A 25,326-nucleotide genomic window follows, 5' to 3' on the forward strand; every position below is an offset into this window, starting at 1 on the left:
CGTGGAGGCGCGCGGCCGCGCTGGGCCGCGGGCGCGGCTGCTATCCTCGCGCCATGGCGAAGCTGCTGATGAACCTGCGCAACGTACCCGATGACGAGGCCGACGAAGTGCGCGCGCTGCTCGATGAGCACCGGGTCGAGTACTACGAAACCAAACCCAGCCGCTGGGGAATTTCCTTCGGCGGGATCTGGCTGCGCGACGAGGCCGGGTTCGCGGCAGCGAAGCAATTGCTGGCCACCTACCAGCAGGGGCGCCAGCAGCGCGCCCGCGCCGAGCGCGAGGCTGCCGAGCGCGATGGCACCGCGGAGACGTTCTGGTCGGTCGTGCGCGCGGAGCCGGGACGGGTGGTGCTGGTCGTCGTCGGCATCCTGTTCACGCTGGCGCTGTTCGCCCTGCCGATGATCCTGCTGCGCGGCTGAAGCCGCAGGGCAGTCGCCCAGCTCAGCCGCGGCGCGCCGCCTCGATCGCGGCGATATCGATCCTGCGCATCGTCATCATCGCGTCGAATGCGCGCCTGGCAGCGGCCGGGTCGGGGTCGATGATGGCTTCCAGCAGGGCGCGCGGCGTGATCTGCCACGATACGCCCCATCGGTCGCGGCACCAGCCGCAGTCGCTTTCCTCGCCGCCGTTGCCGACAATGGCGTCCCAGTAGCGGTCGGTTTCGGCCTGGTCGTCGGTGGCGACCTGGAACGAGAACGCCTCGCTGTGGCGGAACGCCGGCCCGCCGTTGAGGCCGACGCAGGGAATGCCCAACACGGTGAACTCCACGGTGAGAACGTCGCCCTGGCGGCCCGAGGGGAAGTCCCCCGGCGCCCGCATCATCCGACCCACTGAGCTGTCCGGGAAGGTGGCGGCATAGAAGGTGGCGGCCTCCAGCGCCGCCTCGTCGTACCACAGGCAGATGGTGTTCTTCGGGATCATGGCGCTGCTCCTCCGGTAGGGTTCACTGAGTACGACGGATGGGTGCGACGGAAATCGACAGGCGCGGAAACGCCCCGATCCCGCGGGCCTTCCGCTGTCGATGACCCGCACGCCATTGCCATGTAAAATGATTGGGTCATTGGGGAGTAGCCGCTCTTCGTCGCGAAGAGGCCCACGTCAACACACTTGGCCCACAGGCCATGGCGCGGGCGGTTCCCATGCTTGGCAAGACCTTTGACCACTGCGCTTCGGGATGGCCGGGGATGCGCGGTGGTCATTCGTCCGTTGCCCGGCCCTGGAAAGTCCATGGAATCACTGCTCGTCTCCACCGGAGTGGTCGCGCTCGCCGAAATCGGCGACAAGACCCAGCTGCTCGCCTTCATCCTCGCCGCGCGCTTCAAGAAGCCGGTGCCGATCATCCTCGGCATCCTGGTGGCGACCATCGTCAACCACGGGCTGGCGGGTGCGTTGGGCGCGTGGATCACCGCCATGCTGACCCCCGAGGTGCTGCGCTGGGTGCTGGGCCTGTCGTTCGTCGGCATGGCGATCTGGACGCTGATTCCCGACAAGATCGAGGAAGAGGAAACCCGGATTGCAGGGAAGTTCGGGGTATTCGGCGCCACGTTGGTGACCTTCTTCCTGGCCGAGATGGGCGACAAGACCCAGATCGCCACCGTGGCGATGGCCGCCCACTACGCAACGCCTTTGCTGGTGGTCATCGGCACCACCCTCGGCATGCTGATCGCGGACGTGCCCGCAGTGTTCGTTGGCGACCGTTTGGCGAACAGGATTCCGATGAAGCTGGTGCACTCGATCGCCGCCGGCATTTTCGCCCTGCTGGGCGTCGCCACCCTGCTGGGAGCGGGCGCCAAGCTGGGGTTCTAGCGCGTCAACCTGCCGCTAGGCGCGCCGGGCGTCGCCATCGATCCGTCCGTCCACCAGGGTAATGGTGCGGTCGCAGGAGTCGGCCAGGCGCGGGTCGTGGGTGACCACCAGCACGGCGCAGCCGAACTGCGTGTTGAAGCGGCGCAGCAGGGCGAACACGTCTGCGGCCGTCTTGGTGTCGAGATTGCCGGTGGGCTCGTCCGCCAGCAGCAGGGCCGGCCTCGTGACCAGCGCGCGGGCGATCGCCACCCGCTGCTGCTGGCCGCCGGAGAGCTGGTCGGGCTTGCGGTCTGCCAGTGCCTCCAGTCCCACGTCTGCCAGCAGGCCGCGGGCGCGATCCAGTGCATCGCGGTCAGGTTTGCCACGGGCCACCATCAGCGGCATCAGCACGTTTTCCAGTGCGGTGAACGCGCCGATCAGGTGATGGAACTGGAACACGAAGCCGATGTGCTGGCCGCGCAGTGCGGTGCGCGCCTCGTCGTCCATGTCGCGGGTGGGCTGGCCGAGCAGGTACAGCTCGCCGGCGCTGGGGGAATCCAGCAGGCCGATCTGGTTGAGCAGGGTGCTCTTGCCGGAACCCGACGGGCCTACCAGTGCGGCGAAGTCGGCGCTGTCCACCCGCAGGTCGATGCCGTGCAGCACCTCCACCTCGTTGGGCTGGCCGATGTTGTAGGACTTGCGCAGGCCCTCCAGCCGCAGCACGTCGCGCTGATCAGGCATGGCGGATGGCTTCCACCGGGTCGAGCTTGGCCGCGCGCGAAGCGGGCACCGCCGCGGCCACCACGCCCGCTACCGTGGCCAGCGCCATCGCCGCCGGGATCAGCGCCGGCGGCAGCGGGATATAGAACAGCTTGGGGCCGAAGCTGTTGAACGCGCCGACCAGGCCCAGCCCCGCCAGCGCGCCCAGCAGCGACCCCACCAGCCCCAGCACCGCGCCCTGCACCAGGAAAACGCGCAGCATCTGGCCGCGGCGTGTGCCCATGGCGCGCAGAATGCCGATCTCGCGGGTGCGCTGGGTCACGCTGACCGCCAGCACGCTGGCGATGCCCAGCGCCACCGACATCGCCACGAACACGCTGATCATTCGCGTGGACATGCTCTGCGAGCTCAGCGCGTTCATCAGCTGGGCATTGGTCTCCATCCAGCTTTCCGCCTTCAGCCCGGTCAGGCCGCGGATGCGCGCGGCGCTGCGGTCGGCGCCGAACAGGTCGGCCACGGTGACGTCGATGACGGTGATGCCGCCGGGCAGGGCCAGCAGCGACTGCGCCTGCTTGAGGTCGAGGTAGACGTAGCGCGCGTCGAGTTCGCGCACGCCCAATTCGAAGATGCCGGCGATGTTGACGATCGCCTCGCGGCCCTTGCCGGCGTCGATGCGCAGCTTGCCGCCGGTGCGCAGGCCCAGGTCCTTGGCCAGCTGGCGACCGATCACGGCATTGCCGGCGCCCAGGTCCAGCCGGCCGTCCACCATGTTGCGGTCCAGCGGGATCACCCGCAGGTAGCGGGGCAGGTCCACGCCGACGAGTGCCACCGATTCCACCGCCTCGCCGCGACGCCCGAATGCCGGCCCGGACACCACCGGCGACACCGCGGTGATGCCGGGCATGCGGTCCAGCACGTCGCGCACCTGCGGCCAGTTCACGATGGTTCGCAGCACCTGCGCGCGGCGGTCCTCCAGCACCAGCTGCATGGCACCGGGCGGGGCGGGCGCGATGCGGTTGACCTGGTCCGGCGCCTCCACCCGGATATGCGCCTGCGTGCCCAGCGTGCGCTCGATGATGTTGGCCTGCAGTCCGGAAATCAGCGCGGTGACGAAGACGATCACCGACACGCCCACGGCGATGCCGAACAGGATCAGCAGCGACTGGCCGCGCCCTTGGCGCAGGAACCGCATGGCGATGGTGGTTTCGATCCACATCGCTCAGTTGAACTTCACCGGCAGCTCGCGGCGGGTGGCGGAATCGCTGGCTGGCAGCATTTGTGCCTCGATGCGCACGCGGTCGCCGTCGGCCGGCAGCGCATCGGCATCCAGCGCACTGGCGGCGAGTACCCGGTCGCCTTCGCGCAAGCCAGCGGTGACTTCGCTCATCGCCAGCCCGCGCAGGCCCAGCGTCACGGCGGTGCGGCGCACCCGGCCGTCGCGCACGAGGAGGACCGTGGCGCGATCGCTGCCGTCGCGGGCGTCGAGCAGCGCATCGTTGGGCACCGCCAGCGCGCGCTCGCGCTCGCCGGTCAGCAGGGTGGCGGTGACGGTCATGTCCTGGCGGACGAAGCCGGCCTTCGGGTCGATGCGCAGGCGCACGTCCACGGTGCCGCGTGCCGGATCGACGGCTGGCGCGATGTGGTGCACGGTGGCGGCGAACGCCCGCCCCGGGAAGGCATCGGCGATGCAGGTGGCGCGCTGGCCCACGCGCAGCCGGGCGATGTTCTTTTCGTCCACCGGCAGCAGGATTTCGCCCGGTGCGTCGGCGGCAATTTCCAGCAGCACGTCGCCCGGACGTACGGTGTCGCCCGGTTCGACGCCGCGGGTCAGCACGGTGCCGGCCACGGTGGCGCGGATCACCGCGCGCGCCAGGGTCGCCTCGGTCGCTGCCAGTTCCTCGCGCGCCTGCGCCTCACGGGCGCCGCCGCCGGCCAGCGCACCCACCGCCAGCCGCGCCTGCTCGGCCGCGGCGCGCGCGGCCACCACCGCCTGCGCCGCCTGCTCCACGCTTTCGCGCGCCACCAGCTGGCGCTGGCCCAGTTCGCGCCGGCGCGCGTGGTCGCGTTCGGCCTGCGCCAGCTGCGCCCGGGCCTGGCGCAGGCGGGCCTCGGCGTCGGGACGTTCCGCCTGGCGCAGCGCGGCCAGCGCGGCGCGCGCCTGGTCGCGGTGGGCTTCCAGGTCACGCGCGCGCAGCACCACCAGCACGTCGCCCGGCGCCACCCGGTCGCCGTCCATCACCCGGCGCTCCAGCACCAGCCCGGTGATCTCCGGGCCAACCTGCACCCGCGACGCGGCGGCCACCCGGCCGGTGGCCACCACGTTCTGCACCAGCGGGCCGGCTTGCACGTCGTAGCCGGGCAGCACCGGGCCGCGCAGCCGGGCGATGCCCATCACCGCCAACGCCACGAGTGCAACGGCGGCAGCTGCGAGCCATCGTTTGCGGTGGGCGGAGCCAGTGGACATGGACGTGTTCCGGTAGCGGGAGGTCGCATTCTGGCGCAGGGCGGCCATCGGCGCGCCGCCGCGTGCTCCACGCCATCGGCGTGCGGGTCAGAGCACGGAGGAAACGGTGATGACCTGGTTCTCGCAGGCGCGGTCGCGGCCGCCCGATTTGGCCGCGTACAACGCCGCGTCGGCGCGCGCGATCAGCGTTGCCGAGGTGTCGCCGGGGTGGGAATTGGCGATGCCGATGCTCACGGTGACCGGCCGGTTCGGCCATTCCCGCGCATGGAAGGCATCCAGCAGCCGCTGCGCCGTGCGCCGCGCGCCGAGCATGTCGGTTCCTGGCAGGATCACCGCGAACTCCTCGCCGCCGAACCGCGCCGCGATGTCCTGCGGTCGCACCGCCGCGCGCAGGAGTTCCCCGGTGATCTGCAGCGCACGGTCGCCGGCGAGGTGGCCGAAATCGTCGTTGAAGCGTTTGAAGTGGTCCAGGTCGAGCATCAGCATGGTGAAGCCGTGGTCGCTTTCGCGGTGGCCGCGGAGCAGGCGGTCGATGGCCTCGTCGAAACCGCGGCGGTTCACCAGCCGGGTCAGCGCGTCGGTATAGGCCGCGTCCTGGAAACGCTCGGACTTCTGCCGCTGATGGTCCAGGTGGTGCAGCAGCCAGGCCATGCCTATGACCATCGAGCAGGCACCCACGCCGCTCAGGTAGCCCACCGCCGCGACCACCTCGGCATGACTCCAGCCCAGCAGATGCTCCGCCGCGCGGATCGCGATCGCCAGCAGCGGCGGCATCAGCAGCGCAGGGATCGCGGCCCATCGCAGCAGCACCGTGCCCGGACTGTCGGCATACGCCACCCGCATGATGCCCATCGGCCGCTGCAGGACCAGCCAGCCCAAGGTGGCGACGATGAGCAGCAGGGCGGTCGGCGCCGACACCGGCAGCACCTGGACGACGCCCATGCGGTAGCTGTAACCGGCCATGGTCAGGGTGAAGGCGCCCAGCGACAGCAGCAGCCCGGCCAGCAGGTGGGCCAGGCGCGGCGCGCGCTGGAGGCTGACCAGCAGGCCCTGCGTACCCAGCAGGAGGAACGCGATCGCGGTCATCTGCGACATGCGCCCCGGTGGATTGCCCTGCGCAAAGGCTTCCGGGTCGGCGAACAGGTGATCGATGCCCAAGTCAACGTTGGCGGTGTATTCCAGCAGCGAGGCGGCACCGAAGACCAACACCAGCAGATTCAGCAGCACGCAGGCGATGCCGATGCGTTCGCGCCTGACGCACCCCAGCAGGGCCACGGCGTTGGCGATGAAGGTAGTGGCGGTAATCGCCTTCATCCTGGTGGACCCGGTCAACACCCGGGTCAGCGCCGGAACGTCCAGCCACCAGCCCAGCAGGACCAGCGCGGACACCACCAGCATGACCCATGCGGCAATCTGGGCAATCTTGGCGACGCCGCCCCTGGGCGACGATGCAGCGGTGGGTTCAGCGGAAAGCGGGCTGTTCATCGGTCCTAATGTTGGCAGAAACCCGCGCGCAAAGGATTGGAAGCAGCGATAAGCAAGGGGCCGCGCCGGCGGCAGCGTACGGCGCCGATGCGCCGATGCGCTGGCGTTCCCAGCACACGGGCCGAGTGCCGGCCAACAAGCCGCCCTCGGGGGGCGGCGACGTCGCCAGGCCAGACTTTCTCAAGCCGGTGCGGCCAGCGGCTCCGGCACGTGCATGCCGTAGCCCTGCGCGTAGTCCACGCCCATCTCGGCGAGCAGATCCGCCGTTTCCGTATCTTCGACGTATTCGGCCACGGTTCTTATGCCCATCACGCCTGCCACCTTCGCGATGGCTTCCACCATGGCGGCATCCACCCGGTCGTTGCGGAGGTTGCGAATGAAGGTGCCGTCGATTTTGAGGTAATCCACCGGCAGGTGCTTGAGGTAACCGAACGACGACATGCCGCTGCCGAAATCGTCGAGGGCGAACCGGAAGCCAAGGCCTCGCAGTTCCTGCACCAGCCGGGTGGTGAGCGACAGGTTGTTGACCGCAGCGGTTTCGGTGATCTCGAAGCAGATTTCCCCGGGAGCGATCTGGTGCGCCTGGAGTTGCTCCTGCACGAATGCCACCAGGCGGTCGTCGCTCAGGGTGCGCCCGGAAAGGTTGACGGAAAGGGACGTGCGGGCGCGAACGTCGGGCGTCAGCGCGGCAAGGTGTCGGAATGCGGTGCGGATCACGAAGCGGTCGATGGTGGGCATCACGCCATAGCGCTCGGCGGCCGGGATGAACGCCATCGGTGGCACTGTCGTGCCGTCGCGATCACGCAGGCGCACCAGCAATTCCATCCGGTCGCGGGGCGTCCTTGTCGGCGCCAGCGCCACGATGCGCTGTGCATGGACATACAACCGGCCCTCCGCCAGCGCTTCGCGCAGGCGACTGACCCAGTCCATCTCCCGGCGCCGATCCAACACTTCAAGATCCCCGGCGGCATGCACCTGCACGCGGTTTCGACCCTTTTCCTTGGCCAGCAGGCAAGCGCTGTCCGCCGCGATCAGCACCTCGTGCACGCCGCCGATAGTCCGATCGAACGTCACCATCCCGATGCTGGCGCTGCAGCCGAACAGGCGGTTGCCATGCACGAACTCCAGCGCTTCGACCGTTTCGCGGAGTTGTTCCGCAAGCACCCTGGAGGCTTCGAGACCTGTGTGCTCGAGCAACAGGCCGAACTCATCGCCGCCGAGCCGGGCCAGCGCGTGGGGCGCGCTGACGCGCGCCTGCAGCGCGTCGGCGATCTGGCAGAGCAGGGCGTCGCCCGCCGCATGGCCGCAGGTGTCGTTGACCACCTTGAACTGATCCAGGTCGAGGTACAGCAGGGAGTGCTGGGTATCGTGTTCGCGCAGGCCATCCATCACGTGCTGCAGACGGCGCTCGAAGTCGCGCCGGTTCAGGAGGCCGGTGAGGGCGTCGTGGGCCGCCTGGTGACTGACGCGCATGGCCAGCGCATGTGCCTCGGTGACATCGTGTCCCTGGACGAAGATCCCGGTGACTCTGGCGTCCTCGTCGACGATCGGTTGGTAGATGAAATCGATATGACGCTCCACCGGAGGAGCGCCGGGTTCCGTCTGCAGCAGGATGGGCATGGCACGACCGATGAACGGCTGTCCACTGGCATAGACCTGGTCCAGCAGTTCGTAGAAGCCCTGTCCGGCAAGTTCGGGCAAGGCTTCGCGTACGGGTTTGCCGATGATGTCCCGGTGCCCCACCAGCTGGTAATAGGCGTTGTTGACCAGTTCGAACACGTGGGTCGGCCCTTGCCCCACCGCCACGAAGCCTGGTGCCTGCTGCATGAGCTGGCGGAAACGCTGTCGTTCGCGGGCCATTTGCGCGCTGGCGCGACGTGCAGTATTGCTGCGCTTCGGATCGGACGCCGCCTCGGTCTCCAGCACGTGCTGGGTGATGTCGATCGGACACACCAGCAGCCCCGCGACGCGTCCGGCGTCGTCGTGCAAGGGGACCGAACTCACGCTCCAGTATCGGTCTTGCCAGCCCTCGCCATTTCCCTGCGCTATCGGGAGCGGGTAGTGCAGCAGGGGCAGGGTGTCAGCCTGCCCGCGCTCGATCACCCGCGAGAACAGTGCGCGCAGGTCGCGCGCAGACTCCTGCATCCGGGCCGGCAGGGCATCGAAGAAGCGCCGCCCGATGTAGTTCCGGGGCGGGCCATTCGCCAGCGCCAGCCAGGCCGGGTTGGCATCGATGATGCGGAGGTCGCGGGAGAGCACTGCGTATGCATTGGGCGATGCCATCAGCAGCCGCTGGTAGTCCAGTCCCGGGGTCGGAGCTGCGTACATGGAGGCGCAAGTCTGTAGCGACATGACAGGGATACACCTGCACATCGAATTTTGTGTGAAGGCGCCCGCCTGGTTGCCGTGGGCCGCGGACACGTACGTACCATTCCGCGATGAAATCCATCGCGATTCCGCACGCCGGCTCGGTGGTCCCGAACCGCGTCTCCGTCGGCATGGGCAAACCGGTGCTGCCGCCCCTGGTGAAACGTTACTTTCCGCAGCGGGTGGATACCGTCAGCACGCTCTACCTGACCCTGCCGCAGGTGGGCACGACCTGGCGGGAAGACGAGGCCGGCTGTGCGGGAATCGACTTCGCGCCCGCTTCACGGGCGCGCCATGCCGCGCCCATTCGCCCATGGGATGCTGGCGATCCTCGACAAGCGCAGGGCAGGACGATGCACAAAGCGGCGATGACGGGAAATGACGGAGCCGGCAGCAAGCATGGCTTGCGCCCGTTGGTCTGGGGCGGCGCGGCCTGCCTGCTGCTCCTGCCGGCGCTGGTGATGCGCCTGTATCCGCAGGCCGGAGTGGACTGGACGGCGCTGGATTTCGCGGTGATGGGGGTGCTGCTGGCGGCGGTCTGCGGCCTGTACGAGTTCGCCGCGTGGCTGGGCGGCTCGCTGGCCTATCGCGCCGGCTTCGGGGTGGCGGTGCTGGCCGGATTCCTGACCATCTGGGTCAACCTGGCGGTCGGCATGCTGGGCAGCGAAGGCAACGTCGCCAATCTGATGTTTGTAGGAGTGCTGGGCATCGCCGGGCTGGGCAGCCTGCTGGCACGGTTCCGCGCGGCCGGGATGGCGAACGCCATGTTCGCGGCCGCGCTGGCGCAGCTGGCTGCGGTGGGCATTGCGATGGCCGTGGGCGGCTTCGGCGAACGCGAACTGGCGCTGACGGCCGGTTTCGCGCTGCCGTGGATGCTGGCCGGGGCGCTGTTCCGCTACGCGGCGCGCTGACCCCGGCCCGGCGTCAGTTCACTCGGCGGATTTGCGCAGATGCACGCGCGGGCCGGCCTGCGCCGGTGCCGGCGCGGCGGTTTCCGTTACGGATTCGGATGCTGATTCTGGCGCTGCGTCGGCAGCGCGTGCTTCGCGCTTGCGGGCGTCTTTTTCGTCCTGCTTCTTCTTCTTGGCCAGCTCGCGCTGGCGCTTTTCGAACGCATAGTTTGGCTTTGCCAACGGAAACTCCTGTATCAGCGGGTGGATTTGCGCGAGCGCGCGGCAACGGGGACGACCGGTGGCGCCGGCTGGGCGTCCGCAGGCAGCCCAATGTGCTGCAGGGAACGGGTGGTGCCCAGCACTTCAATGGTACCGCCAGCCTTGCGGAAGGCATCCATGTGTTCGGCGATTCGTTCGCGGGTGAGCGCACCACCGCGTTCCGCCGGCTTGCGGCCCTGGAACAGATGGCTGGTCTTGGTCGCGGGCAGCGGCTGCTGGGGTTGGCTTTCGGTTGCTTTCCTGGGTCGTGGCATGCGGGCCTCCTGTGGCTGACGGCGTGAGCGGACGGCGCGGGCATGGCGCTCGCGGCGTGTTGGAGGTGTGCGCCTCGGGCGGCCAAGCGGGCTTGGCGCGCGGATCTGCGCAGGACTTGCGGAGGCCGCGCCGGCGGTAATCGCCGCGGGCGCCCCGCAGGGGCAATCGAAAACCGCCCGGCAAGCATTGCAGGGCGCGTGAATGGGAGCGAGGCGCGCGACGCGAGGCGTCGGACGAAACGCGCGTGGCGCGGAGGCCTTGCGCCATCCTACTCCAATGTGGCAGAGACTTCCATCCGCAGTAGCGAAATGCGGGCCGGAAACCGGGCCGCAAGGCCGTCGGGAAAGCGCGAGGGGAAAGCGCATACTCCAGAACCGCAAGGAGTGCCCGCATGTCAAGCCATCAGATCGCGATGTTCACCTTCACGCTCGGAAAGGACGAGAGCATCGGGCCGCACGCGCTGCGCAGGCTGTGGGCGCAGGCCAGCGGAACCGGCAACATCGGCGTCAGCCGCAAGGAGCCGGCCGAAGGCCAGCGCAACCGACCGATCTACACCCTGTACGCACCGCAGCAGCTGGACGACCTGCGAATGGTCGAGGCGCGCCTGCGCCACATGCTGGAAACCGCCCACCTGCACGCATCGCTGACGCCCATGCACGCCTGACGCGGCGCGCGGTTCGGGGCCGGCGGCCGCGGCCGCGGCCGGCTCATGCCCACGCCGACAGGGCGATCTGCAGCGCGGCGCGAAATCCCTTCGCCGACGCCAGCGGGATCGAGAACGCCGACGGCGACTGCTGGGCGATGCCGATGGCCTTCTTGCCCAGCGCCAGCACGTCGGCTTCGGTCTTCGGGCCGGTGGCCCAATGTTCATCGGCCCAGACGTAGCGCAGCTTCCAGTCGCCGCCATCGTCCTGTTTGGCGAACAGCACCAGGGTGTTGCGGAACAGGTATTCGCCCGGGATGTGCTGTTTCAGGAACAGCGCGCCGTCGATTTCATAGCCGGCGTTGGATACCGCCAGTTCGATCGAGAACGCCACCTCGCTGCCGGCGGTGATCTTGGAGGTGTCCAGGAACACCGTGAACAGGGTCGGCGCGCGCGCGTTGCGGATCAGCTTGCCGTCCTTGTCGAACAGCTCCGAATACTGCCGCCGCACCGCGCTTTCCTGGCCCTTGGTGCGCGCGGTCAGGTCGTAGGTGTAGGCGCCGCGCGGGGCCACCGTGGCTTCGATGTAGTACGACGATTCGATCTTCTTGCCGGCTTTGCACGCGCGCTCGATCTCGGGCGGGAAGGGCAGCGCCTCGATGTCCAGCCTGCCGGTGGCGCACAGGTCGCCGAACAGGAATCGGGCGAGGTTCTGGTAGCCCTCCTCGGAATTGACGATGCCGAAATAGCCGCTGTGGCTGCGGTGCACGAACGCGCGCGGGGCGCCGGCCACGTAGGCGTTCTCGATCCGCACCAGCCCGTCGCTCATCTGCCCGACGGCCAGCGAGGACAGTCCGTGCGCCACCGCGTAGTCGCGGCTGTTGGTGCCGATCAGGCAGAAGAAGCGCTCGGGCGGAAACCCCGACTCGCCCAGCGTGTTGACCTTGTCCTTGGGCACCTTCAGGTACTTCGCCATCACCGGCCGGCTGAAGTTGTTCATGTCGTTGATCGACAGGAAGCCGGGCACGTTGATGCCACCCAGCTCGATGCCGTTGTGCGGGGTTGCGTAGGTGAACACCTTGTCCACCATGGCGCGGATTTCGGCGCTGGCGATGTCCGGGTTCTGCAGCAGGCAGCGGCAGATCAACCCGCCCATCGAATGCGCGACCAGGTGCACGCGGAAGGCCTTGCGCGCGGCGGCATCGTTGCCGCAGACGCTGTCGCGCAGCTGGGTGATGCGCAGCGCCAGCGCCTTGGCGGCATCCGGGATCGAGGGCGCCTTGCCGGCACCGAAGGCCGGGTCGGCCTCGTCGTAATAGCGGTGGATCACCAGGCTGCGCGCCGGCAGTTTTCCCAGCTGCTCCGCGCCGGAGGCGTACACGTCGCGGTAGCCGTAGTCCTTCATCAGCCGCACCAGCGGCGACTCGAACACGAACTTGACGATGCTGCCGTCCTGCGCCTGGCGGATCTTGGTGGAGCCGGCTTCAAACCCCATGTACGGGGTCGAGGTGGTCTGCACGATTTCGTCGCGGGTCATCGCGTAGCCGCGGACGTAGATGATCGGGTGGAACGGCGCTTCGACTTTCGGCATCGCGGGGCTCCTGCCGCCGGCCGACCGCCGGCGTCTTTCGGAAGGATGTTCGGTAGTGAACGGCTGCCCAATCCACAACCGGTCAGCGACGAACGGTGCTTGACGCACGCGCCCGATGCGCGCGTAGTCTCTGCCACAGTCAGGCAGCCGCAGGTGGCGACATGAGGGCGTTCGTTCCGATCGGCGTCATCGCGCTGGTGCTGGCATGGCCGGCCGCGGCGGCAAGCGGCGTCAATGGCATCAACGGTTCGATGCCGAACCGCATTTCGATGAACGTGACGGTGCCCAAGCAGACCCAGGGCGCGACCTTCGGCGAGAAGGTCAACGCCGGCCTGCACGCTGCCGGCAGCGCGCTGGCGCAGGGCGCGACCCTGAAGATCGACATCGGCTGCAGCGGCGAAGCCTGCTTCATCGCGGTGCCGGGTGGCGACGGCGTGCGCGCGGATCTGGGCGCGCTGCGGATGACGCCGCTGGATCCGGCGGGGCGGCAGGCATTGCTGGGTGGCACGCTGCCGGGTGGCAGCATCGTTTCGGCCGCGGTGTCGTCGCTGTCAGGGCAGGGGGGCGGGGCGGCTGCTGCCTCCTATGCCGCTACCCGGCGAATCGCCGCGCCCGCCGCACCCTCGACGGCGGCGGCGCCTGCGCTGCTGCCCAGTCGGCGCGCGTCGGCAGCGGCCATCGACATTACCCAGCCCTTGGCTGACGGCGACTATCTGCTGGTGGTGGTTGCCGCTCGCGCCGGCAGCGGTCTGAAGGACACCGTGAAGACGCAGGTGCGGGCAGCGCCGGCGCAGGTGAAGATCGAGCTGGTGTTCAGCGTGCAGGGCGGCGTGCTCAAGACCAGGCACGATACCGCCAAGAATTCCGTCTCCAATATCCGCTGACGGCGGCAGCGTTTCAGCGGCAACCGCGGCTGGCGTACATCGCCTTGTCCGCATGCGCCAGCAGTGCGTCCGGGGTCCGGCCGTCGGCGGGGAAGGTGGCGATGCCGATGCTGGCATCCATCCGCAGCGGGCCATCGCGCAGCGCGCAGGGCACGCGCAGCTGCTGGCACAGCTGCTGCGCCATGCCGCGGGCATGTCCGGCATCGCAGCCGGGCAGCAGCACCACGAATTCGTCGCCGCCGATGCGCGCCACCAGGTCGATCTGGCGCACGCCCTGCTGCAGCCGCTTCGCCACCTCGCACAGGACGCGGTCGCCGGCCTCGTGGCCATCGCGGTCGTTGACCTGCTTGAAGCCGGCCAGGTCGACGTAGAGCAGCGACACCTGTCCGCTGCTTTCGGCCGCCTCAGCCAAAGCGTTGCGCAGCGCCAGCTCCAGCCGGCGGCGGTTGGCCAGGCCGGTCAGCGGATCGTGGTTTGCATGGTGTTCCAGTTCGCGTTCGGCGCGCTGCAGTTCGCCGATCTCGCGCGCCACGCCGATGCGCAGGCGCTGCTCGGGCAGCCAGTGCGCCGACCACAGCAGATCCACGGCGTGCCCCTGTCGGTGCAGGTAACGGTTGCGGAAGTGGCGCTCGCCGCCGCCCTCCATGAGCGCGCGCGCCTGCCTCAGGGTGGCGTCGCGGTCATCGGGATGGATGAAGTCGAACAGCAGGCGACCGTGCACTTCGGTGGCGGCGTAGCCCAGCAGGCGCTCGAAGGCGACGTTGACGAACAACAGTTGGCCGTGCTCGTCCACGATGCAGACCGCATCGGGCAGCAGATCCAGGACTTGCGAAAGCGGCGGCAGGCTCGGGGCCATGGCGAGCATGTCAGACGGGGCAGGTGACTGTAATCGATATCCCGCGGGCGGGCCGCGAACTTGCTGCAGATCAAGGTTCGGCGCAGCCGTGCGGCCTAGACTGGCGGCGATCCGCAACCGGGCTTGCCATGTCCACCACCGAACTCTTCCCCGCCGCGCGCGTGCTCGGCCTGCTCGACCTGACCAGCCTGGGCGAGGACGACACGCCCGCGCGCATCCGCAGCCTGTGCGGCGCGGCGCGCAGCGCGCACGGGTTGCCGGCGGCGGTCTGCATCTATCCCGAACACATCACCACCGCCCGCGAGGCGCTGGCCGGCACCGCGGTGAAGGTGGCGACGGTGGTGAACTTCCCCGAAGGCGCCGACGATCCGCAGCGGATCGCTCGCGAAACCCGCCGCGCGATCGCTGCCGGCGCTGACGAGATCGACATGGTGCTGCCGTGGCGCGCGCTGCAGGCGGCCGACGTGGCGCGTGCGCGCGCCGGCGTGGATGCCTGCCGCGCCGCCTGCGGGCCGGGCATCGCGCTCAAGCTGATCCTCGAAACCGGCGAACTGGGCACGCCGGAGCTGATCCGTCAGGCCTGCGAACTGGGCCTGGACGCCGGGGTGGACTTCCTCAAGACCTCCACCGGCAAGGTATCGGTGAACGCCACGCCCGAAGCGGCGGCGGTGATGCTGGACGCGATCGCCGCGCGCGGCGGGCGCTGCGGTTTCAAGGCCGCGGGCGGCATCCGCACCCTGGCCGATGCGCGGATCTATCTCGCGCTGGCGCAGGCGCGGCTGGGCGCGGATTGGGTCGATCCGGCACGCTTCCGCATCGGCGCCAGCGCGCTGTTCGATGCGCTGCTGGCCGAGCTGGACGGCTGAGCCGTGGCGCGCGCCATCTGGCTGGTGCTGGATTCGCTGGGGATTGGCGGCGCCACGGATGCGGCCGACTATGGCGATGCCGGCGCCGACACCTTCGGCCATATCGCCGACGCCTGCGCGCAGCACGCGCGCGGCCGGCTGCGCATCCCGAACCTGACCCGGCTTGGCCTGCCGCAGGCGCATGGGTTGGCCACTGGTCGCGCAGCCGCCGGCTTCGAAGAAATGCCCGCTGCGCAGGCGCTGTGGGGTTGCATGGATGAGCGCGCCTGCGGCAAGGACACGCCCTCCGGCCACTGGGAGAGCGCCGGGGTGACGCTGCACGAGCCGTTCGGGCTGTTCGCAGCGGTGGAGAACAGTTTCCCGGATGCGCTGCTGGCGGCGCTGGTCGAGCAGGCCGGGCTGCCCGGGGTGCTGGGCAACTGCCATGCCTCCGGCACCGAAATCATCGCCAGGCTCGGGATTGAACACATCGCCAGCGGCAAACCGATCGTCTACACCTCGGCCGATTCGGTGCTGCAGCTCGCCGCGCATGAGGAGGCATTCGGGCTGGAACGCCTGTACGAGGTGTGCCGGATCGCGCGCGTGCTGCTGGCGCCGTACAACATCGGTCGGGTGATCGCGCGGCCATTCGTCGGTGAAGGTTCCGACGACTTCAGGCGCACCGGCAATCGCCACGACTACGCGCTGCCGCCGCCGCGGCCGACCCTGCTGGATGCGGTTTGCGCGCACGGCGGGCGGGTGCACGCGGTCGGCAAGATCAGCGACATCTTCGCCGCGCAGGGGGTGAGCCGGACACTGCTGGCGAGCGGCCACGACGCGCTGTTCGATGCCACGCTTGCGGCAATGGAACAGGCCGGCGAAGGCGACCTGGTTGCCACCAATTTCGTCGATTTCGACAGCGTCTACGGCCACCGCCGCGATGCGCTGGGTTATGCCGCGGCGCTGGAACATTTCGATGCCCGCCTGCCGCAGCTGCTGGCCGCGCTGCGCCCCGGCGACCTGCTGGTACTCAGCGCCGACCATGGCTGCGACCCCAGCTGGGCGGGCAGCGACCACACCCGCGAACGCGTGCCGCTGCTGGCCTTCGGCCCCGGATTTGCGCCGCGCGCACTGGGCCGGCGCGACAGCTTTGCCGACCTCGGGCAGGGCCTCGCCACCCATCTTGGCCTGCCGCCGCTGGCGGAAGGCCACTGCTTCCTGACGAGCTGACCCATGAGCACACCGCATATCGAAGCGGCCGTCGGCGCGATTGCCGACACCGTCCTGCTGCCGGGCGATCCGCTGCGCGCGCGCTTCCTCGCCCACGAGCTGCTGGAAGCACCGGTGCAGGTGAACGCGCGCCGCAACATGCTGGGCTACAGCGGGCACTGGCGCGGGCAGCCGGTGACGGTGATGGGCGGCGGCATGGGCATTCCGTCCACCGCGATCTACGTGACCGAACTGGCGCGGACTTACGGCGTGCGCCGGATCATCCGCGTGGGCACCTGCGGCGGGGTGGGCGATGTCGAAATCGGCGACGTGCTGCTGGCGCAGTCCGGCAGCACCGATTCGCGCTTCAACCGCATGCAGTTCGGTGGCCACGACCTGTCGACCTGCGCGGATTTCGCGCTGCTGCGCGCCGCAGTGGATGCTGCCGTCGAACAGGGCGTGCCGGCGCGGGTGGCATCGGTATTCAGCACCGACTGCTTCTATGACGGCGACCCGCAGCTGCTGGCCCATCTGCGTCGCCATCGCATCCACGGCATCGAAATGGAAACCGCCGGGCTGTACGGATTGGCGATGCGCGAAGGCTCTGCCGCGCTCGCGGTGCTGGCGGTCAGCGACCACCTGGAAAGTGGCGCCAGCATGCCGCCGGAGCAGCGAGAGCAGGGCCTGCTGGCATTGGGTCGGCTGGCGCTGGCCGCGGCGTTGCCGGCCCAGGGCTGATTCGACCGCAAGCGCCACCTGCGGGTCTCGCCGTCCCCATGACCTACGTCAAGGCGATGGACGGGCCGCGGCGTAGCATGGCCCTGTTCACTGCAAACAGGAGTCATTCCCATGTCGATCCAGCTTGATCCGGAGCCCAGCGTCCACGTCTTCGATGCGCGCGGCATTGCCCGCCGCTTCCGCCATTCGGCGATCTTCGGCGCGCTGGGTGCGCTGCGCAACGGCGAAACCATGCGCTTCATCAACGATCATGATCCGATCCCGCTGCTGGGCCAGATCGGCCAGCGTTTCGGCGAACATGTCACGGTGGCATACCGCCAGCGCGACCAGGCGGGCGTGGTGATCGATTTCGGGATCACCGGCCTGCCGGAAGAGTAATCATCAGGAGAGCCCGTCGATGCACCTGCCCGCCTTCTATTCGCACGCGCCGCGGCTGCTGGTGCGCGACCCGCTGGCCGAACTGCTGGGGGCGGCGGACGACGGTCTGATCGAGTACGGCTATCCCGATGCGGTACGGCTGGCCGGGCATTCCTGTCCCACCGTGGCCGGCGCCTACCTGATGGCGCGCGCCGGCCTGCGCGCGCTGTATCCGGACGCCGTGCCGGAACGCGGCGGCGTGGTGGTGACCATGGGCGCGGCGGAAGTGGAGGGCACCACCGGCGTCATCGCGCAGGTGTTCACCCTGCTCACCGGTGCGGCGGCCAACAACGGCTTCCACGGCCTTGCCGGCCAGCACGCGCGCCACAACCTGCTGCGCTACGGCGGCGGCGACCGCAGCTGCATCGCCAGCTTCCGTCGCGCCGACAACGGCGACACCGTGTACCTGTCGATGGACCTGTCCAGCATCCCGCCGGCGCCGCAGATGCGCGAGTTGATGGTGCGCGCGCTTGCCGACGACGCCAGCAGCGAGGAGCGCGCCGCGTTCGGGTCGATCTGGCAGGATCGGGTGCGCCGGCTGTTGCTGGAGCATGCCGACGACCCGGCGGTGATCCGCGTCGAGCGCCGCGACTGAGGCGTTATCCCTGTCCGGCGGGCGCCGGCGGCAGCGGGAACTCGATGGTGGCCGGCACGTCCAGCAGCACTTTCGAGCGGTACATGCCGTTGAACACATCCTCTTCCTTGACCACCACACGGCTGGCCTTGTCGATCCAGAAGCGCTGGACGTTGCCGCTGCCGGGTCTGCCGCTTTCGGTTTCCACCAGCCAGCAGTCGCGGCCTCGGCCGTCGGCGCCTACCAGCGTGCGTTCGCCCAGTACGCCGTAGTCCACGTCCATCGGCGCGGCCATGCCCACGTCGAACAACCGGATGCGCAGCGTGCCGCCCTTTTCATAGGGCAGCAGCGGCAGCAGGGTGAGGTCGGAATGCCAGTTCATCCACCAGCCGTCCCGCATCGCGGCGAAGCCGGCTTCCATGGTCTTGCGCGAGGCCTCGGGCAGGTCGCCTTCGATGCTGCCGTGCCCCTTCGCCGGTTCGACGACGGTGGTGAGGCGGCGGTCCGGGCGCGTCCAGCTGCTGGTCTGCGACAGCGTCGCCGCATCCTTGGCCGCATGCACGGTGCGTGCGGTGTGGACGGTGCCGCTCTCGTCTTCCCAGCGCTGCTCGATCACCCAGGCCTTCTGGCCGTCAACCTGTTCGCGCTTGATTTCGCTGGTGGCCAGCATCGCGCGCTTGATGCCGCTGTCGGCGGCGCCGTGCATGTAGACCAGGTAGGTCATCGTCGCCGGCCGCAGGCTGTCCAGGTGCAGGTCGGCGGGATTCACGCGGACGGGCGTGGCCGCGACGGCGGCATCGATGGGCAAGGCCAGGGTGAGCGACAGGACAAGTCGGCGTGCGCGCATGGGGGTCGGGAAGTGCGAGAAGAATGCGTATTCCAGCCGGAGCGACGCAGGCCGGGCAGTGCCGGCGGGCAGGGTGACGTCCTGCCTACGCCGTGAACGGTGCCGATGCGTCAGCGCCGGACCGCCAGCACGCCGTCCAGCGCGAGTTCCGCCTTGAAGCCGGCGGTTTCCAGGCGCTTTGCCACTTCGCGCGGCACGTCGCGCCTGCTGGTCAGTTTGTTGGGGTTGCCGGTGTAGTGGAACAGCCGGCCGCCCCGCCGCAGTACGCGCGCGAGTTGCTGGTAGAACGACAGTGAATAGAGTTCGCCGGCGATGCCGAAGCGCGGCGGGTCGTGCAGGACGGCATCGAAGGCCGCGTCAGGCAGCGTCGTGATGGCCTGCGACACGTCGGCATGCGCCAGCTGCAGGCGCCCGCCGCTTGCGGCGGGGTCGGGCGACCACGGATTGATCGTGCGCAGCCACAGCACGTCTTCGTTCTTCTCGAACGACTGGATGCGCGCCACCCCGGCGTCAAGGCAGCAAGCAGCGAAATAGCCCAGCCCGCCGCAGGTATCCAGCACCGTCTTTCCCGCCGGCTGCACCAGCGCCACCTTGCGGCGCGCATCGTCCAGCGGCGATTCCTTCGAGGTGGGCAGCATCTTGATGCCGTCGATCTCGAACGTCGGCACCTGCCAGTCGGTCGGTACCAGCTTGATCAGCTTGCCGGCGTAGCGCGACACCGGCGCGAACGCTTCGCCATCCCACCAGTACAGGGTGCGATCCTTGAGCTTGCCGGGGTAGGGATAGGCAATGCCCTGCCAATGCCAGTGATCGGCGCCCAGCTGCGCTTCGCCGCTGCTGCGGCCAAGATCCAGCGAGCCTTGCCAGCTGGCGTGGCTGGCGGCATGCGCGGCGTTGAGGGCATCGCCCGAGGCGCGCGTCAGCAGGGGGCCGGCGTAGCGCGGCGCGGTCGGCGTGGACATGCGCACATGATACCGATGGCCTGAATCGCGCCGGGTTTTCCGCGACAATGGCCGCCTGTTCCATCGCCTTGCCCGCCGATGCCGACCTTACGCCTTGCGTTGCTGTTCCTGCTGATCGCCACCAGCACCGTGCTGCACGTGGTCCCGCTGCTGCTCATCGCGCTGCTGAAGATGGTGCTGCCGTTGCCGCGCCTGCGCGCCGCCTGCAACCTGCTGCTGACCGGCCTTGCAGCAAGCTGGATCGGCTTCAACAACTGGCTGTGGAATACCTTCACCCGCACCCGGCTGACCCTGCATGGCGATGCCGACCTGCAGATCGACGGCCACTATCTGGTGTTGGCCAATCACCAGAGCTGGGTGGACATCCTGGTGCTGCAGAAGGTGTTCAACCGGCGCATCCCGCTGCTGCGCTTCTTCCTCAAGCGGCAGCTGTTCTGGGTGCCGCTGCTGGGGCTGGCGTGGTGGGCGCTGGATTTCCCGTTCATGGGCCGCTACACGCCGCGGCAGGTGGCGAAGAACCCGGCGCTGGCCGGGCGCGACATCGAAGCCACCCGCCGCGCCTGCGAGAAGTTCCGTGCCATCCCGGTTTCGATCATGAACTTCGTCGAAGGCACGCGCTTCACCCGCGCCAAGCACGCCAAGCAGGGCTCGCCGTACCGCCACCTGCTCAAGCCGAAGTCAGGCGGGGTCGCGTTCGTGCTGGACGCGATGGGCGAGGGCCTGCACGCGATCCTGGACGTCACCATCGCCTACCCGGCGGGGCAGCCCTCGCTGGTCGACCTGCTGGCCAACCGCATTCCCGAGGTGCGGGTACGGGTGCGCGAACGCCCGATCCCGGCCGAACTGGCCGGCGGCGATTATCAGAACGACCGCGAATTCCGGGTCCGTTTCCAGCAATGGATGAACGGCCTTTGGCGCGAGAAGGATGAAGACCTGGACGCGCTGCTGGCGTCCGCTGCTTCGTCGCGCAGCGATGGACGCAGTTGATCGAAGTCAAGATGTCCATGCGCCGCCGGCGCATAGTCGGGTTATCCACTGCTGGAGTCGTGCATGAACGCCATCGCCCGTCCCCGTTACGCCCCCGTCCTGCGCCGCCTGCACTGGCTGATGGCGCTGTTGATCCTGGCCGCCTACCTGCTGATCGAGCAGCGCGGCCTGTTCCCGCGCGGCAGCGATGGGCGGGCGGCGATGGTGCAGGGGCATTTCTGGGTCGGCATCACGGTGTTCCTGCTGGTGTGGTGGCGGCTGGTCGGTCGCGTCCGCAACCCGGCGCCGGCGGTGACGCCGCCGCTGGATCGCTTCAGCGCGCTGGCATCGAAGCTGATCCACCTGGCGCTGTATGCGTTCTTCATCGTCATGCCGCTGCTGGGCCTGGCCACCGCCTGGAGTGACGGCAAGGCGGTGATGATTCCGTTCACCGGGCTGGCGCTGCCGGCGCTGCTGCCGGAGAACGAAGACTTGGCGCATACGCTGGAAGACCTGCACGGCACGATCGGCGAGGCGTTCTACTGGGTGATCGGCCTGCACGTGCTGGCGGCGATCTGGCACCACGCCTTCCGCCGCGACGACACCCTGAAGCGGATGCTGTGATCGCCCCGACGGCTTGATCCCCGTCAGGGCGGGTCAAGCCGGCGCGGCGCAGGATGGCCTCAAGGCGCTGCGGATGGCGCGCATTGGAGGTGCCCATGGAATTCAGGATCAGGCTGGCGGCGGATGCGCCGGACATGGCGGTGATCGACGATGCGCTGCATGAGGTCGACCCGGCCGCCATCATCGATCGCGACCCCGCCGATGGCGCGCTGCGCGCCACGGTATGGATGAGCGGCGACGAGCTGGCGGCGGTGCTGGCGCAGGCGGGCTACCCGCCGGCGGAGGTCGAGCAGCTGGCCTCGCTGTGTTGCGGCGATTGCAGCGGCTGACCGCACATCTGAAGCATGGCGGGTGCAGCGCAGGCGGCCACCGGCCCGGCCCGCGCATGCGGCTAGACTGACGGCCCCCCATCGCAGGAGCCGCGCATGCATGCACAGACTTTCCCGGCCATCGGCACACCCGGCCAGCCTTGGGGCGACACCGAAATAGCCCAGTGGCGTGCGCTGCAGGCCAGGAAGCGCAGCTACGCGGACGAGGTGCTGACCCGCATCGATGCGCTGCGCGAGCACTTCGACGTGGCGCGATACGGTGAAGTGGACTGCGGCGCTGACGGCCGCTATACGCTGTTCTCGCTGCGCAGTCGCGGCTGGGATGCGGCGCTGCCGGTGGCGGTGGTGACCGGCGGCGTGCACGGTTACGAGACCAGCGGCGTGCACGGCGCGCTGCAGTTCGCGGAGCGCCACGCGGCCGGCTATGCAGGCCGCGCCAATGTGCTGATCGCGCCCTGCGTCAGCCCGTGGGCGTACGAGCGCATCCATCGCTGGAACGCGCAGGCGCTGGACCCCAACCGCAACTTCCACGCCGCCAGCCTGGCCGCCGAATCGGCCGCGCTGTGGGCGCTGCTGCACTCGCTGGGCGACCGCGTGCTGGTGCACATTGACCTGCACGAAACCACCGACAGCGACGAAACCGAATTCCGCCCGGCGCTGGCCGCGCGCGACGGCAAGCCGTTCGAGCCCGGCACGATCCCCGACGGCTTCTACCTGTGCGCCGACAGCGCGCGCCCGGAGCCGGCCTTCCAGCAGGCGATCAACGCCGAGGTGGCGAAGGTCACCCACATCGCGCCGGCCGATCCGGATGGCACCATCATCGGCTCACCGGTGGTCGCGCCGGGCGTGATCGAGTACGACTGCCGCGCGCTTGGCCTGTGCGCCGGCATCACCGATGCGCGCTTCGTCACCACCACCGAGGTCTATCCCGACAGCCCGCGTGCCAACCCGCAGCAGTGCAACGACGCGCAGGCCGCGGCGGTGCGCGCGGCGCTGGATTTCGCGCTGGCGCATCGCTGAGCGCCGGCGCGGACGAGCAGAGGGCTCAGGCCGGCATTTCGCGCTGGCCCATCCGCCACAGCATCAGCGCGAAGCAGACCATCCCGCCAGCCAAGCCCAGCGCCAACGCCAGGTCGGCGCGGGCCGGGTCGCTGGCCAGCTGGTTGACCGGGATCTGCCAGGGCATCGCCACGCCCACCTTGGCCGAGGTGGCGACAACCGCGAAGAAGGTGCCGGCGATCCCGGTCGCCAGCGCCGGCACGAAGCTGGCCCAGCGCAGCGCGATCCACAGCTGCACCGCGACCAGCAACCAGGACGCGAGGAAAATACGGCCCAGCAGGCGCAGGTAGCCGGCGATGTCGAGGACGCCGGTGGCGGCGATGGCGGGCTTGGCAATGCCGGCGCCGACCACCGCGAGCGAGGTCAACGCCGCCAGCAACAGGCTCATCGCCGCGACCAGCGCCAGCATGCAGACGGCCTTCGCCGCGTACAGGTGCCAGCGCGGAACCGGCAGTGCGCGCAGGTGATCCCACGCGCGCGGGCCGTGCTCGGCCTGCGCCACCAGCGCGGTCAGCGCGGTGATGCTCATCGGCAGCATGAAGAATGCCCAGATCGCCGCCGAGGATTGCAGCGACATCGTCCACGGCGCGGGTTTCTCCCCGCGCAGCAGGTTGAAGAACACGAACACCGCGATCAACAGCGGCGCAACCGTTGCCAGCAGCAGTGCCAGCGAACGGCGCAGCTTGTGGGCTTCCACCGCGATTGCGGTGGTGAAACGCGGCGTGCGGGAAAGCGCGGTCATCGTCGTCACCGTGGTCATGCGGACAGGGTGGCCGGCGCGGCGGTGTTCGCGGCCTGCCGGTACAGGGTTTCCAGCGAACGCTGGCGCGGGGACAGCGCATGGACGCGCACGCCGCCGGCGATGCACAGCACCCGGTTCAGCGCGGCGGTGGCATGGCGGCTGTCATCCCCGGGGCGGAACCGGGCGATCAGCGCGTCGCGTTCGCGGACGACATCGAAGCCGTGGGCGCGGGCGATACTGGCGGCGCGCTCGGGGGTGTCGGTTTCGATCAGCACTTCGCTGGCCAGCCCCGCCTTCAATTCGGCCAGCGCGCCTTCCAATACCAGCCGGCCGTGGCTGAGGATGCCGACGTGGGTCGCAGTCTGTTCGATCTCGCCGAGCAGGTGGCTGGACAGCAGCACGGTGGCGTTGGCGCGCTCGGGCAATGCGCGCAGGAAGCGGCGCATGTCGGTGATGCCTTCCGGATCGAGGCCGTTGGTGGGTTCGTCCAGCACCAGCACCGGCGGTGCGCCCAGCATCGCCCGCGCCAGGCCGAGACGCTGGCGCATGCCCAGCGAATAGTCGGCGACGCGGCGGCCGGCGTGCGCGGTCATTTCCATGATCTCCAGCACGCGGTCGGGCTCGGTGGCGGGCAGGCCGAGCAGCCGGCGGCTGAGGTCGAGGTTCTCGCGGCCGCTGAGGTGAGTGTAGAAGCCCTGCGCCTCCAGCAGCGCACCGACCCTGCGCGCGGCCGTGATGCGGTCGCGGGCCACATCGATCCCGGCGATATGCGCGCTGCCGGCGTCTGCACGCAGCAGGCCCAGCAGCAGCCGGATGGTGGTGGTCTTGCCGGCGCCGTTGCGGCCGAGGAAGCCGTAGATGCTGCGTTCCGGCACATGCATGTTGACGCGGTCGACCGCGGGGCGGTCGCCAAAGCGGCGGCTCAGGCCGCGGGTTTCGATGGCGGATGGCATGATGGTCCGGGCTCCGTGTTTTAACTCTTGCATAAAGTTTTTACACGGAGAGAAATTTAAGTCAAGCTTAAAGTCCAGATTTTTTCAGAGAGCTGCCCGATGGCGCTTCCCGACCGCTTCCGACGCCACTGCCACTGGCTGCGCGCCGCCACCGTGCTGGTGTTCGCCGGGCTGGCGCTGCTGCTGGCACTGGGCGCCAGCACCCTGCCGTGGATGGGCAGCGCAAACGCCAGCGCGGGCGACCGGACGCTGCTGATGCTGGTTCGCCTCTCGCCCGGACTTGGCTATCTGTGGGCGCTATGGGCGGTGCAACGCGCACTGGGCGATCTGGCTGCGGGCCGGCTGTTCCACGCCGCGGTGGCGCGGGCGATCCGCCACATCGGCGTGGGCGTGCTGGTGGGCGCGCTGCTCAGCGTGTTCGCCATCACCAACCTGACGCGGCTGATCGAAGGCGGGCAGGGCGGGCTGGCCTATTTCGACCTGTCCGGGATCGTGCTGGGCGTGGTTGGCGCGGCGCTGGTGCTGCTGGCGCGGGTGGTCGACAGCGCCCGCGCGCTGCAGGCCGAGCTGGACGAGATAGTCTGATGCCGGTGCGGATCACGCTGGACGCGATGCTGGCCAACCGCGGCATGACCGCGCGCGAGCTGGCGGCCACGGTGGGCATCAGCGAAACCCAGATGTCGCTGTTCCGCAGCGGCAAGGTCAAGGGGATCCGCTTCCGCACCCTGGCACGGCTGTGCGCGGCGCTGGACTGCGTGCCGGGCGACCTGCTCGATTACGACTTCGACCCCGATGACCTCCACGGCGTGGACGCGGACGCCGAGGGCTGACCTCCGTGG

The 25,326-nt window shown here is 69.2% G+C and carries 29 protein-coding genes, 1 pseudogene and 1 riboswitch; of the genes and pseudogenes, 16 read left to right on the forward strand and 14 right to left on the reverse strand.

Translation table 11 applies throughout. The features are described 5' to 3' along the window. Positions 1–53: 53 nt before the first annotated feature. Complete coding sequence (locus E5S66_RS06885; RefSeq protein WP_138348518.1) at positions 54–419, forward strand: DUF6164 family protein; 366 nt, start codon at positions 54–56, stop codon at positions 417–419. 22 nt (positions 420–441) lie between these two features. On the opposite strand, the gene E5S66_RS06890 is transcribed toward E5S66_RS06885, so the two are convergent. Continuing rightward, positions 442–921 carry a VOC family protein gene (locus E5S66_RS06890; RefSeq protein WP_138348519.1) on the reverse strand — a complete coding sequence of 160 codons (480 nt, stop codon included), beginning with the start codon at positions 919–921 and terminating at the stop codon, positions 442–444. Between the two features lie 118 nt (positions 922–1,039). Beyond that, a riboswitch (yybP-ykoY riboswitch) is annotated at positions 1,040–1,223 on the forward strand. Between the two features lie 4 nt (positions 1,224–1,227). Here E5S66_RS06890 and E5S66_RS06895 point away from each other — a divergent pair. Beyond that, the gene (locus E5S66_RS06895) at positions 1,228–1,806 is read left to right on the forward strand and encodes a TMEM165/GDT1 family protein (protein ID WP_138348520.1); all 579 of its coding nucleotides are present in this window, start codon (positions 1,228–1,230) and stop codon (positions 1,804–1,806) included. 15 nt (positions 1,807–1,821) lie between these two features. On the opposite strand, the gene E5S66_RS06900 is transcribed toward E5S66_RS06895, so the two are convergent. The 5 genes from E5S66_RS06900 to E5S66_RS06920 form a co-directional block, all read right to left on the reverse strand. After that, entirely contained in the window at positions 1,822–2,526 is a 705-nt protein-coding gene (locus E5S66_RS06900) for an ABC transporter ATP-binding protein (protein ID WP_138348521.1), read from the reverse strand. Next, the gene (locus E5S66_RS06905; RefSeq protein ID WP_246037165.1) at positions 2,519–3,697 is read right to left on the reverse strand and encodes an ABC transporter permease; all 1,179 of its coding nucleotides are present in this window, start codon (positions 3,695–3,697) and stop codon (positions 2,519–2,521) included. Before E5S66_RS06905 ends, E5S66_RS06900 begins: the two co-directional genes overlap by 8 nt. Before the next feature lie 27 nt (positions 3,698–3,724). Then, positions 3,725–4,969 (reverse strand): efflux RND transporter periplasmic adaptor subunit, encoded by a 1,245-nt coding sequence (locus E5S66_RS06910; RefSeq protein ID WP_171033498.1) that lies wholly within the window; start codon positions 4,967–4,969, stop codon positions 3,725–3,727. Between the two features lie 87 nt (positions 4,970–5,056). Next, positions 5,057–6,454: a GGDEF domain-containing protein gene (locus E5S66_RS06915; protein ID WP_138348524.1), complete on the reverse strand. Its 1,398-nt coding sequence runs from the start codon at positions 6,452–6,454 to the stop codon at positions 5,057–5,059. A gap of 180 nt (positions 6,455–6,634) precedes the next feature. Beyond that, positions 6,635–8,827 (reverse strand): EAL domain-containing protein, encoded by a 2,193-nt coding sequence (locus tag E5S66_RS06920; protein ID WP_342777284.1) that lies wholly within the window; start codon positions 8,825–8,827, stop codon positions 6,635–6,637. Between the two features lie 89 nt (positions 8,828–8,916). On the opposite strand from E5S66_RS06920, the pseudogene E5S66_RS13920 reads away from it, so the two are divergent. Further along, positions 8,917–9,051: pseudogene (locus E5S66_RS13920) on the forward strand (MFS transporter); the annotation flags it as partial. Between the two features lie 699 nt (positions 9,052–9,750). Here E5S66_RS13920 and E5S66_RS06930 read toward each other — a convergent pair. Both E5S66_RS06930 and E5S66_RS06935 read right to left on the reverse strand, forming a co-directional pair. After that, a complete protein-coding gene (locus E5S66_RS06930) occupies positions 9,751–9,954 on the reverse strand; it encodes a hypothetical protein (protein WP_138348526.1) in 204 nt (67 codons plus the stop codon). 14 nt (positions 9,955–9,968) lie between these two features. Beyond that, the gene (locus tag E5S66_RS06935; RefSeq protein ID WP_138348527.1) at positions 9,969–10,247 is read right to left on the reverse strand and encodes a hypothetical protein; all 279 of its coding nucleotides are present in this window, start codon (positions 10,245–10,247) and stop codon (positions 9,969–9,971) included. Between the two features lie 392 nt (positions 10,248–10,639). Here E5S66_RS06935 and E5S66_RS06940 point away from each other — a divergent pair, with 392 nt between their 5' ends. After that, positions 10,640–10,912: a hypothetical protein gene (locus E5S66_RS06940; RefSeq protein WP_138348528.1), complete on the forward strand. Its 273-nt coding sequence runs from the start codon at positions 10,640–10,642 to the stop codon at positions 10,910–10,912. A gap of 43 nt (positions 10,913–10,955) precedes the next feature. Here the strand turns inward: E5S66_RS06940 and E5S66_RS06945 are convergent, their stop codons facing one another. Then, the gene (locus E5S66_RS06945; RefSeq protein WP_138348529.1) at positions 10,956–12,482 is read right to left on the reverse strand and encodes a lipase family alpha/beta hydrolase; all 1,527 of its coding nucleotides are present in this window, start codon (positions 12,480–12,482) and stop codon (positions 10,956–10,958) included. A gap of 161 nt (positions 12,483–12,643) precedes the next feature. Between E5S66_RS06945 and E5S66_RS06950 the strand changes: the two genes are divergently transcribed. Continuing rightward, complete coding sequence (locus E5S66_RS06950) at positions 12,644–13,366, forward strand: hypothetical protein (RefSeq protein ID WP_138348530.1); 723 nt, start codon at positions 12,644–12,646, stop codon at positions 13,364–13,366. A 13-nt stretch (positions 13,367–13,379) separates the two neighbouring features. Here the strand turns inward: E5S66_RS06950 and E5S66_RS06955 are convergent, their stop codons facing one another. Then, complete coding sequence (locus E5S66_RS06955) at positions 13,380–14,222, reverse strand: sensor domain-containing diguanylate cyclase (RefSeq protein ID WP_138348531.1); 843 nt, start codon at positions 14,220–14,222, stop codon at positions 13,380–13,382. A gap of 128 nt (positions 14,223–14,350) precedes the next feature. On the opposite strand from E5S66_RS06955, the gene deoC reads away from it, so the two are divergent. From deoC to E5S66_RS06980, 5 genes are all read left to right on the forward strand, one after another. Beyond that, complete coding sequence (deoC, locus tag E5S66_RS06960; protein ID WP_138348532.1) at positions 14,351–15,088, forward strand: deoxyribose-phosphate aldolase; 738 nt, start codon at positions 14,351–14,353, stop codon at positions 15,086–15,088. A 3-nt stretch (positions 15,089–15,091) separates the two neighbouring features. Beyond that, positions 15,092–16,297 (forward strand): phosphopentomutase, encoded by a 1,206-nt coding sequence (locus E5S66_RS06965; RefSeq protein ID WP_138348533.1) that lies wholly within the window; start codon positions 15,092–15,094, stop codon positions 16,295–16,297. A gap of 3 nt (positions 16,298–16,300) precedes the next feature. Further along, positions 16,301–17,014, forward strand: coding sequence for a purine-nucleoside phosphorylase (gene deoD / locus E5S66_RS06970; protein ID WP_138348534.1), 714 nt, complete (start codon positions 16,301–16,303; stop codon positions 17,012–17,014). 111 nt (positions 17,015–17,125) lie between these two features. Beyond that, complete coding sequence (locus E5S66_RS06975; RefSeq protein ID WP_138348535.1) at positions 17,126–17,392, forward strand: DUF2249 domain-containing protein; 267 nt, start codon at positions 17,126–17,128, stop codon at positions 17,390–17,392. Between the two features lie 19 nt (positions 17,393–17,411). Continuing rightward, positions 17,412–18,026 (forward strand): FmdE family protein, encoded by a 615-nt coding sequence (locus tag E5S66_RS06980; protein WP_138348536.1) that lies wholly within the window; start codon positions 17,412–17,414, stop codon positions 18,024–18,026. A 4-nt stretch (positions 18,027–18,030) separates the two neighbouring features. Here E5S66_RS06980 and E5S66_RS06985 read toward each other — a convergent pair whose 3' ends face one another. After that, positions 18,031–18,852 (reverse strand): DUF3108 domain-containing protein, encoded by an 822-nt coding sequence (locus E5S66_RS06985; protein ID WP_138348537.1) that lies wholly within the window; start codon positions 18,850–18,852, stop codon positions 18,031–18,033. Positions 18,853–18,962: 110 nt separating this feature from the next. Beyond that, positions 18,963–19,814: a class I SAM-dependent methyltransferase gene (locus E5S66_RS06990; protein WP_138348538.1), complete on the reverse strand. Its 852-nt coding sequence runs from the start codon at positions 19,812–19,814 to the stop codon at positions 18,963–18,965. A 78-nt stretch (positions 19,815–19,892) separates the two neighbouring features. Between E5S66_RS06990 and E5S66_RS06995 the strand changes: the two genes are divergently transcribed. From E5S66_RS06995 to E5S66_RS07010, 4 genes are all read left to right on the forward strand, one after another. Next, on the forward strand, positions 19,893–20,801 hold the full coding sequence (locus tag E5S66_RS06995) for an acyltransferase (protein WP_138348539.1): 909 nt from the start codon (positions 19,893–19,895) through the stop codon (positions 20,799–20,801). Positions 20,802–20,864: 63 nt separating this feature from the next. Next, a complete protein-coding gene (locus tag E5S66_RS07000) occupies positions 20,865–21,404 on the forward strand; it encodes a cytochrome b (RefSeq protein WP_138348540.1) in 540 nt (179 codons plus the stop codon). A 95-nt stretch (positions 21,405–21,499) separates the two neighbouring features. Further along, the gene (locus E5S66_RS07005) at positions 21,500–21,733 is read left to right on the forward strand and encodes a hypothetical protein (RefSeq protein ID WP_028838354.1); all 234 of its coding nucleotides are present in this window, start codon (positions 21,500–21,502) and stop codon (positions 21,731–21,733) included. Between the two features lie 96 nt (positions 21,734–21,829). Continuing rightward, entirely contained in the window at positions 21,830–22,753 is a 924-nt protein-coding gene (locus E5S66_RS07010) for a M14 family metallopeptidase (protein ID WP_138348541.1), read from the forward strand. A 25-nt stretch (positions 22,754–22,778) separates the two neighbouring features. Here E5S66_RS07010 and E5S66_RS07015 read toward each other — a convergent pair whose 3' ends face one another. Both E5S66_RS07015 and E5S66_RS07020 read right to left on the reverse strand, forming a co-directional pair. After that, the gene (locus E5S66_RS07015; protein ID WP_212745327.1) at positions 22,779–23,552 is read right to left on the reverse strand and encodes an ABC transporter permease; all 774 of its coding nucleotides are present in this window, start codon (positions 23,550–23,552) and stop codon (positions 22,779–22,781) included. Then, on the reverse strand, positions 23,549–24,487 hold the full coding sequence (locus E5S66_RS07020) for an ABC transporter ATP-binding protein (RefSeq protein WP_138348542.1): 939 nt from the start codon (positions 24,485–24,487) through the stop codon (positions 23,549–23,551). Before E5S66_RS07020 ends, E5S66_RS07015 begins: the two co-directional genes overlap by 4 nt. Positions 24,488–24,586: 99 nt before the next feature. Between E5S66_RS07020 and E5S66_RS07025 the strand changes: the two genes are divergently transcribed. After that, positions 24,587–25,072 (forward strand): DUF2975 domain-containing protein, encoded by a 486-nt coding sequence (locus tag E5S66_RS07025; protein ID WP_138348543.1) that lies wholly within the window; start codon positions 24,587–24,589, stop codon positions 25,070–25,072. Continuing rightward, positions 25,072–25,317: a helix-turn-helix domain-containing protein gene (locus E5S66_RS07030; RefSeq protein ID WP_138348544.1), complete on the forward strand. Its 246-nt coding sequence runs from the start codon at positions 25,072–25,074 to the stop codon at positions 25,315–25,317. The genes E5S66_RS07025 and E5S66_RS07030 overlap by 1 nt, the downstream gene beginning before the upstream one ends. The last annotated feature ends 9 nt before the right edge of the window (positions 25,318–25,326 follow it).

Source organism: Thermomonas fusca (assembly GCF_005862345.1).
Lineage (GTDB): Bacteria > Pseudomonadota > Gammaproteobacteria > Xanthomonadales > Xanthomonadaceae > Thermomonas > Thermomonas fusca.

What these genes read in the sequence shown, in the direction of transcription:
- E5S66_RS06985 (WP_138348537.1), bottom strand. Translation starts at nt 18,852, where the DNA reads ATGCGCGCACGCCGACTTGTCCTGTCGCTCACCCTGGCCTTGCCCATC.
- E5S66_RS06905 (WP_246037165.1), bottom strand. Translation starts at nt 3,697, where the DNA reads ATGCGGTTCCTGCGCCAAGGGCGCGGCCAGTCGCTGCTGATCCTGTTC.
- E5S66_RS06885 (WP_138348518.1), top strand. Translation starts at nt 54, where the DNA reads ATGGCGAAGCTGCTGATGAACCTGCGCAACGTACCCGATGACGAGGCC.
- E5S66_RS06955 (WP_138348531.1), bottom strand. Translation starts at nt 14,222, where the DNA reads ATGGCCCCGAGCCTGCCGCCGCTTTCGCAAGTCCTGGATCTGCTGCCC.
- E5S66_RS06980 (WP_138348536.1), top strand. Translation starts at nt 17,412, where the DNA reads ATGCACCTGCCCGCCTTCTATTCGCACGCGCCGCGGCTGCTGGTGCGC.
- E5S66_RS06920 (WP_342777284.1), bottom strand. Translation starts at nt 8,827, where the DNA reads ATGTGCAGGTGTATCCCTGTCATGTCGCTACAGACTTGCGCCTCCATG.
- E5S66_RS07000 (WP_138348540.1), top strand. Translation starts at nt 20,865, where the DNA reads ATGAACGCCATCGCCCGTCCCCGTTACGCCCCCGTCCTGCGCCGCCTG.
- E5S66_RS06990 (WP_138348538.1), bottom strand. Translation starts at nt 19,814, where the DNA reads ATGTCCACGCCGACCGCGCCGCGCTACGCCGGCCCCCTGCTGACGCGC.
- E5S66_RS07020 (WP_138348542.1), bottom strand. Translation starts at nt 24,487, where the DNA reads ATGCCATCCGCCATCGAAACCCGCGGCCTGAGCCGCCGCTTTGGCGAC.
- E5S66_RS06910 (WP_171033498.1), bottom strand. Translation starts at nt 4,969, where the DNA reads ATGTCCACTGGCTCCGCCCACCGCAAACGATGGCTCGCAGCTGCCGCC.
- E5S66_RS06945 (WP_138348529.1), bottom strand. Translation starts at nt 12,482, where the DNA reads ATGCCGAAAGTCGAAGCGCCGTTCCACCCGATCATCTACGTCCGCGGC.
- deoD (WP_138348534.1), top strand. Translation starts at nt 16,301, where the DNA reads ATGAGCACACCGCATATCGAAGCGGCCGTCGGCGCGATTGCCGACACC.
- E5S66_RS06895 (WP_138348520.1), top strand. Translation starts at nt 1,228, where the DNA reads ATGGAATCACTGCTCGTCTCCACCGGAGTGGTCGCGCTCGCCGAAATC.
- E5S66_RS06995 (WP_138348539.1), top strand. Translation starts at nt 19,893, where the DNA reads ATGCCGACCTTACGCCTTGCGTTGCTGTTCCTGCTGATCGCCACCAGC.
- E5S66_RS07030 (WP_138348544.1), top strand. Translation starts at nt 25,072, where the DNA reads ATGCCGGTGCGGATCACGCTGGACGCGATGCTGGCCAACCGCGGCATG.
- E5S66_RS07015 (WP_212745327.1), bottom strand. Translation starts at nt 23,552, where the DNA reads ATGACCACGGTGACGACGATGACCGCGCTTTCCCGCACGCCGCGTTTC.
- E5S66_RS07005 (WP_028838354.1), top strand. Translation starts at nt 21,500, where the DNA reads ATGGAATTCAGGATCAGGCTGGCGGCGGATGCGCCGGACATGGCGGTG.
- E5S66_RS06890 (WP_138348519.1), bottom strand. Translation starts at nt 921, where the DNA reads ATGATCCCGAAGAACACCATCTGCCTGTGGTACGACGAGGCGGCGCTG.
- E5S66_RS06950 (WP_138348530.1), top strand. Translation starts at nt 12,644, where the DNA reads ATGAGGGCGTTCGTTCCGATCGGCGTCATCGCGCTGGTGCTGGCATGG.
- deoC (WP_138348532.1), top strand. Translation starts at nt 14,351, where the DNA reads ATGTCCACCACCGAACTCTTCCCCGCCGCGCGCGTGCTCGGCCTGCTC.
- E5S66_RS06975 (WP_138348535.1), top strand. Translation starts at nt 17,126, where the DNA reads ATGTCGATCCAGCTTGATCCGGAGCCCAGCGTCCACGTCTTCGATGCG.
- E5S66_RS06900 (WP_138348521.1), bottom strand. Translation starts at nt 2,526, where the DNA reads ATGCCTGATCAGCGCGACGTGCTGCGGCTGGAGGGCCTGCGCAAGTCC.
- E5S66_RS07025 (WP_138348543.1), top strand. Translation starts at nt 24,587, where the DNA reads ATGGCGCTTCCCGACCGCTTCCGACGCCACTGCCACTGGCTGCGCGCC.
- E5S66_RS06940 (WP_138348528.1), top strand. Translation starts at nt 10,640, where the DNA reads ATGTCAAGCCATCAGATCGCGATGTTCACCTTCACGCTCGGAAAGGAC.
- E5S66_RS07010 (WP_138348541.1), top strand. Translation starts at nt 21,830, where the DNA reads ATGCATGCACAGACTTTCCCGGCCATCGGCACACCCGGCCAGCCTTGG.
- E5S66_RS06915 (WP_138348524.1), bottom strand. Translation starts at nt 6,454, where the DNA reads ATGAACAGCCCGCTTTCCGCTGAACCCACCGCTGCATCGTCGCCCAGG.
- E5S66_RS06935 (WP_138348527.1), bottom strand. Translation starts at nt 10,247, where the DNA reads ATGCCACGACCCAGGAAAGCAACCGAAAGCCAACCCCAGCAGCCGCTG.